Origin of the sequence: Actinoplanes sp. NPDC049802 (genome assembly GCF_040656595.1) — a bacterium.
Classification (GTDB): domain Bacteria; phylum Actinomycetota; class Actinomycetes; order Mycobacteriales; family Micromonosporaceae; genus Actinoplanes.
The window spans coordinates 1-5,498 of sequence record NZ_JBFAMR010000154.1 but is presented as its reverse complement, the minus strand read 5'-3'; the positions used below and the strand labels follow the sequence as shown (position 1 = coordinate 5,498).

Annotated in this window: 6 protein-coding genes and 2 pseudogenes; 6 read left to right on the top strand and 2 right to left on the bottom strand. The window is 68.3% G+C overall.

Annotation, left to right across the window (positions count from 1 at the left end; translation table 11 throughout):
- The first annotated feature begins 651 nt into the window (after window positions 1–651).
- From AB0I88_RS40870 to AB0I88_RS40845, 6 genes are all read left to right on the top strand, one after another.
- On the top strand, window positions 652–1,506 hold the full coding sequence (locus AB0I88_RS40870) for a replication-relaxation family protein (protein ID WP_361037614.1): 855 nt from the start codon (window positions 652–654) through the stop codon (window positions 1,504–1,506).
- 419 nt (window positions 1,507–1,925) lie between these two features.
- On the top strand, window positions 1,926–2,660 hold the full coding sequence (locus tag AB0I88_RS40865; protein WP_361037612.1) for a YbaB/EbfC family nucleoid-associated protein: 735 nt from the start codon (window positions 1,926–1,928) through the stop codon (window positions 2,658–2,660).
- A complete protein-coding gene (locus AB0I88_RS40860; protein WP_361037610.1) occupies window positions 2,660–2,977 on the top strand; it encodes a hypothetical protein in 318 nt (105 codons plus the stop codon). The genes AB0I88_RS40865 and AB0I88_RS40860 overlap by 1 nt, the downstream gene beginning before the upstream one ends.
- Window positions 2,964–3,683: a hypothetical protein gene (locus AB0I88_RS40855; RefSeq protein ID WP_361037608.1), complete on the top strand. Its 720-nt coding sequence runs from the start codon at window positions 2,964–2,966 to the stop codon at window positions 3,681–3,683. The genes AB0I88_RS40860 and AB0I88_RS40855 overlap by 14 nt, the downstream gene beginning before the upstream one ends.
- Entirely contained in the window at window positions 3,680–4,102 is a 423-nt protein-coding gene (locus AB0I88_RS40850; protein ID WP_361037606.1) for a hypothetical protein, read from the top strand. The genes AB0I88_RS40855 and AB0I88_RS40850 overlap by 4 nt, the downstream gene beginning before the upstream one ends.
- Window positions 4,103–4,472: 370 nt before the next feature.
- The gene (locus AB0I88_RS40845) at window positions 4,473–4,781 is read left to right on the top strand and encodes a hypothetical protein (protein WP_361037616.1); all 309 of its coding nucleotides are present in this window, start codon (window positions 4,473–4,475) and stop codon (window positions 4,779–4,781) included.
- An 18-nt stretch (window positions 4,782–4,799) separates the two neighbouring features.
- Here AB0I88_RS40845 and AB0I88_RS40840 read toward each other — a convergent pair.
- Both AB0I88_RS40840 and AB0I88_RS40835 read right to left on the bottom strand, forming a co-directional pair.
- Window positions 4,800–4,892 (bottom strand): annotated as a pseudogene (locus AB0I88_RS40840) (hypothetical protein); the annotation flags it as partial.
- A gap of 89 nt (window positions 4,893–4,981) precedes the next feature.
- Window positions 4,982–5,395, bottom strand: a pseudogene (locus tag AB0I88_RS40835) (recombinase family protein); the annotation flags it as partial.
- Window positions 5,396–5,498 lie beyond the last annotated feature (103 nt).

Below are 5,498 nucleotides of genomic sequence, written 5' to 3'. Positions count from 1 at the left end.
CCAGAGAAGGCGTCGGTGCCGTATTCGGCGAGGTGATTCGTCGGCTCGAGAGGACAGATCCTATGGGACGCGGACAGATTCCCTGAGACGGGACACCTGCACTGTCAGAGATCCTCGGAGTTTTGTCAGATCTCTGTTAGACCGGCGAGTGTTCGCCAGAGCTGACAAACCGCGTTTTGAGGCTGGAGCGGCCGGCTTCGACGACACGGACGCGGCCAGCGGCTGACCCGCCGAGCTTCCTCTCAGCACCTACCGCGGTCCGCCCACCGCAGCGCGGACACCCGAAGTCGGGGCAGACGTGCCGGTACCGCGCCGTAGCTGAAGGACGGCGTGCCGCCGTTGCCCCCGAGATCCCCGGACTCTTGCCTGCCGCGGACAGCCCGGGCGCGGTCGCTGCTCGGCCCACCACTTCCGACACCCTTTGAAGATCGAGGAGATCTCCGTTGCAGGCCCTGCCTTCGCTGCCGATTCCGGTTCGGGCGTCCGTGCGGACGTCAGTCTTACCGTCAGGGTTGACGTCAGTCTTCGACCGGACCCCCGAACCGACCCCCGTGTCCGTCTCACACCGCAGGTCAGGGCGGCTGTCGCCGCCGGGGCGATGTGCTCCGACAGACCCTGCGATCGTCCGGGTCTCTCCCCCTGGGGCATGTCGTGGATGATCCGGTCCTGCGGGTGCAGTCCCAGCTCACCGCCCGCGACCGGATCCTGCTGGGCTGGCTCTACGACCACGGTGTGCTCACCACGTTCCAGGTCGCCAACGCCCTGTTCCCGTCCCTGGACTTCTGCCAGCGCCGCCTGCGTACCTTGCACCGGCTGCGACTGGTCGCCCGCTTCCGGCCGCAGCGCGCCGACGGCGGCTCGTACCCGTACCACTGGCTCATCGACCAGCTCGGCGCCGAGGTCGTCGCAGCGGCCCGCGACGAACGGCCGCCACGCCGCGACCACGCCCGTCTGGAGCGTCGCCGGTGGACCTCGACCCGGGCTCTCGCGCACCGGCTCGGCGTCAACGAGTTCTTCACCGACCTCGCCGGCCATGCCCGTACCCGTGCCGGTGCCGAACTCCGGCAATGGCTGCCCGAGGCCGTCTGCCGCCGGGCCGGCACGTTCGTCACCGACGACGATCCGGTGCTGGTCCGCGCCTACGAACCGGCCGTACGTCCGGACGGGTACGGGCTCTGGGCCGAGGACGGCCGCCAGGTGCCGTTCTTCCTGGAGTACGACACCGGCACCGAACAGCTCGGCGTCCTGACCGCCAAACTCGTCGGCTACGGGCGGCTCTTCGCGACCCTCGGCCGTTCCTGGCCGGTGCTGTTCTGGCTGCACTCGGCAGCCAGGGAACGCAATCTCCGGCAGCGTCTCGGTGAGGTGCCCGGCCTGGTTCCCGTCGCGACCGGCGCCCGCGACGACGCCGGATCCCGGCGGATGTCCCCGGCCGAACAGGTCTGGGCGTATCGAGGGGTGGGCGGGCGCTGCCGCCTCATCGACCTGTCCGGAGGTACCGACTGAGAGGTGACGGCGAGTTCCGGCCCGGACGTACGAATAGTCTCGTGGCCGGCCCGCACAGTCGTCGCCTTGGAGGACGTCGTCACCGTAACCACCGGCGGGATCGTCGCGGCCCGGGCCGTCGTAGCCGTTGACGCCGTAGAGCGTGTCTTTGCCGGCGCGGGCCAAGATGATGTCGTCGCCGATGCTCCTCGTGGACGGCGTCGTTGCCGGAATGGTTCCGGCAACCGCCCGTCGGCGACATCCCGTCGATCATCCTGAATTTGGTTCATGGCCCGAGACGACCGAATCGTGCCGGCCGGTCGGGTCTGGACCCGCTCTAGAAGAGTGGCCGAACGCGGTGAACCCGTTCCCGGATCGTGGGGTATTCGAGATTGAGACAGCTCGAAGAATGTGTAGGTCGCCGGGAACGGGGATGACCGATGTTCGATGACCGCTTGGAGGCCCTGGCCGGGCTGCGAGACGACGGTCAGGCGCTGCTTCGACAAACCCACGCCGCTGCGGCGACGCCCGGCGCACCGGGATCGGACGTGACCAGCTCGGTCACGGTGAGGCTCGACGAGCACGGCCGTGTCGCGACGGTGACCGTAGCCGATCACTGGCGAGCACATCTCGCCGATGATCACCTCGGAGACGCCGTCGTGGAGGCGGTCCGGGACGCGGCGATGCGACGTTTGACCGCGTGGGGTGAGGCGTACGCCGAGCCCGCCACCCCGGAACCGATGCCGATGTCGGCGGATCTCCAGCAGCGGCTGGACTCCATCGACTCGGCCACGCCGTCCGCCGCCGAACGGGAGGCGGCGCTGGCGGCGCTGCTCGAGGTGGTCGAGTCGATCGAGCATGGCCTCGACGAGGTGACCAGCCGGTTGGATCGGACCTTGAGTGCGACCCACACCGGGCATAGCCCGCACCGCGAGGTGACCGTGGAACTGACCGGCGGGGGCGAGGTCACGGCGGTGCGGTTCGACCGCAGGTGGCTGCGTGACGCCCACGACGCGAACCTCGCCCGGCAGCTCACCACGGCGTTCCGGGCCGCGTACGAGCAGGTCGCCGCCCACGGGGTGCAGCGCCTGATCGCCGACAGCCCGCTCGGTCACGCGCAGACGGTGATGCGGGACCCGTTCGGGTTCGCCCGCCGGTTCGGGCTGGCCGGCTGATGACGCTCAAGGCCGCACTGGACGCGCTGCACCGTGACGCCGCCTCGTGGGAGCAGGTGGCGGCGGTGACCCGGCAGGCCGCGCGCGAGGCGAGCCTGCTGACCCTGAGCGCGCACGAGCTGTCGTGGGCGTCGTTGCCGAGTGGCCTGCTCGACACGTACGCCGAGCTGCAGATGAAGGTCGTGACGTTGCTGGAGGAGGCGAGCGGGGTGTACGGCGGGCTGAGCGCCAAGCTCGACAAGGTCGCCTACGAGTACGAGACGAACGACGAACGCGCCGCCCGAGACTTGGAGGGAGTGTGGGATGTCCGTGAGTAGCACCGAGGCCGTCCTGCTCGAACGCATCCATTCGACCATCGACCGCATCGACACCAAGACCGTCGAACTGCAGAACTCGATCAACGACAAGCTGGCGTACGTGCCGCCGCCCGCACAGGGCAAGGTACGTCAGGGCTGGGACGACTTCTGCGCGTTCATGCGCCGCATTTGGGACAACCTGGCGACGATCCTGTCGAACATGGGCTCGCTGTCGGCGCTGTCGACGACCGCGCAAGCCTGGAGTGACCGGGTCGGTGTTCCGGTGAGCGGGCAGGTCCAGGCCGCCGACGCCGGGCTGCTCACCGTCGACGACAACTGGGACGGCGACGCCGCCGACGCCTACCGGCAGATGTTGCCGTTGCAGAAGGCCGCGCTGGAGAAGGTCAAGACAACACTCACCGACGGGCTGGCGACGGCACTGGGCCAAGTACACCTTGGCATTCTCGTGTTCTGGTCCGGCCTGGCTACGGCGCTGGTCTCGCTCGCCGTGGGCATCTTCGGCGCGCTCGCGTCCAGCGCCACGATCTTCGGCGTACCGGCGGCGCCGTTCATCGCGGCCGGTGCGGCGGTGACTGCCTCGATAGCGTTGATCGCCGGCTGCGAGACATTGAAGGCGTGCTGCACATCGGCTAACACCACGCTGCGGCAGAAGTTCGACGACACGAGCTTCTTCCGGGGCCACTGGCCGCCGGCGGGCACGGCATGACCGCCGCGCCGACCGAACGCAGCGGCAACACGCTGCTCGCCGTCGTGGGTATCGTGGCCGCGTTCGCCGATGGCGTGGTCGCCTGGCTCGGCGCCACGGCATGGCGTTCGTACCGTGACGGTGGCCTGACCATCGAACAGGCCGCGCCGTTCCTCGTCATGGCAGTGTCCGCCGCAGTCGGCGCCGTCCTCGGGGTACTCGCGATGATCGCCCTGCTGCGCCGTGGCCACGGCTTGGCGCGGGGCACGCTCAACCTGACCTGGCTACGGCTCGGCGCGGTCTTCGTCGCGCTAGTGATCATCGCGCTCACTGTCGGGATCTCCGCGGTCGGGACGGTTGGCATGGCATTGGCCGTCGGTGATGCGTTCGCGGGCTTCGTCGTCACCGGTGTGGCCACACGCCGAACCCGCGAGCGTTGACCCTGGCGTCGCGGGTTCCCGTGTCATGGCCGCCTAGGCCCGCCGCCCGGCACCGGCCGTTGGTTCGGCGACCGTGGGTGCCGGCCGTCGGAGGCATGCCACGGCGGCGTGTCCAGCATCCGGTCCAAGGTGTCCTACGGCCTACGCGCTGCCGAAGGCTGCGGATCGGCCTGGACAGTGGTGTCTTCTGATCTTGTTAGGCGATGGTGAGGAAGAACGGTTCGATCCGGTGACGATCATGGACCCTGACTTCGGTGACGAGAATGCCCACCAGGTTCTTCAGTCGAGTGGTGTCTGTCGTGGCCAGCATGCTGTGGAACTGCCGGCGCCATGGTTCCAGTGACGTGCTGTCTGGCGGTGAGGGCCGCTGTTGGAGCGCTCGCCGGAGCTCGCCGCGGCGGGCCTTGAGCTGATCGGCTTGTTGTCGCAGTTCCATGGTCCGGTCCGCATAGAGTTCAGCGGGAAGGGCGTCGTCCTCGAAGGCTCGCTGGTGGCGGCCGATCTTGTGGTTTACCGAGGTGATCTGTCGGCGAAGTGTCGCGAGTTCGATGCGGTGGTCGTTGGTGGTGGTGGCGTGGGCGACCGGCGCGAGTCGGATGGCTTCGGTGACCAGGCGGGAATCTTGGTAACGGTCGGCGATTGCCGTGAGGATCAGATTTTCGAGGGTGTCGGCGCGTAGCCGTGGGCCGGTGCAGTCGCTCGCGCGGCCTCGGCTCCGGGTCTGGCAGGTGTAGTAGCGGTACCGGTGGTGCCGTCCGTTTGCCGCGTGCCGACGTAATGGGCGCCGCACGCGGCGCAGACGACGATACCGCTGAGCAGGTAGTCGCTGGTGCTTGCTGCAGGGCCCGGCTGGTGCCGCGTGCGGAGGGCGAGGATCTGCTGGACCTGGTCGAAGGTCTGTTGACTGACCAGGGGTGGATGCGTGCCGGTGACGGTGACGTCGCGGAAGGTCCTTTCGCCGAGGTAGGTGCGGTTCGACAGAAGCCTGCCGACGGCCTGACCGGTCCACGGTCTACCGGATCGGGTACGCAGACCCTGTGCATTCAGTTGGGTGGCGATCGTCCGGGTGCCATAAGCGGCGCCGGCGTACGTGGCGAAGATCGACGCTACGACGGGCGCCTCGTCGGTGTGGGGCAGCAGCCGCTCGGCGTGAGCATCGACGAGATACCCGTACGGAAGGGTGCCGCCCGTCCAGCCGCCCACCGCGGCCTTACGTTCCATGCCGCAGATGACGCGATCGATGATGACTTCACGTTCGAACTGGGCGAAGACACCGAGCATCTGGAGCAGAAGGCGGCCGACCGGAACCTGTCAAGTCAAATGAGACAGTTTGTTGATTTTGTTTAGCTTTGTGCTGCCGGAAGGCTGGTCGCTGCTGGGTCGGGGGCCGTCTGGA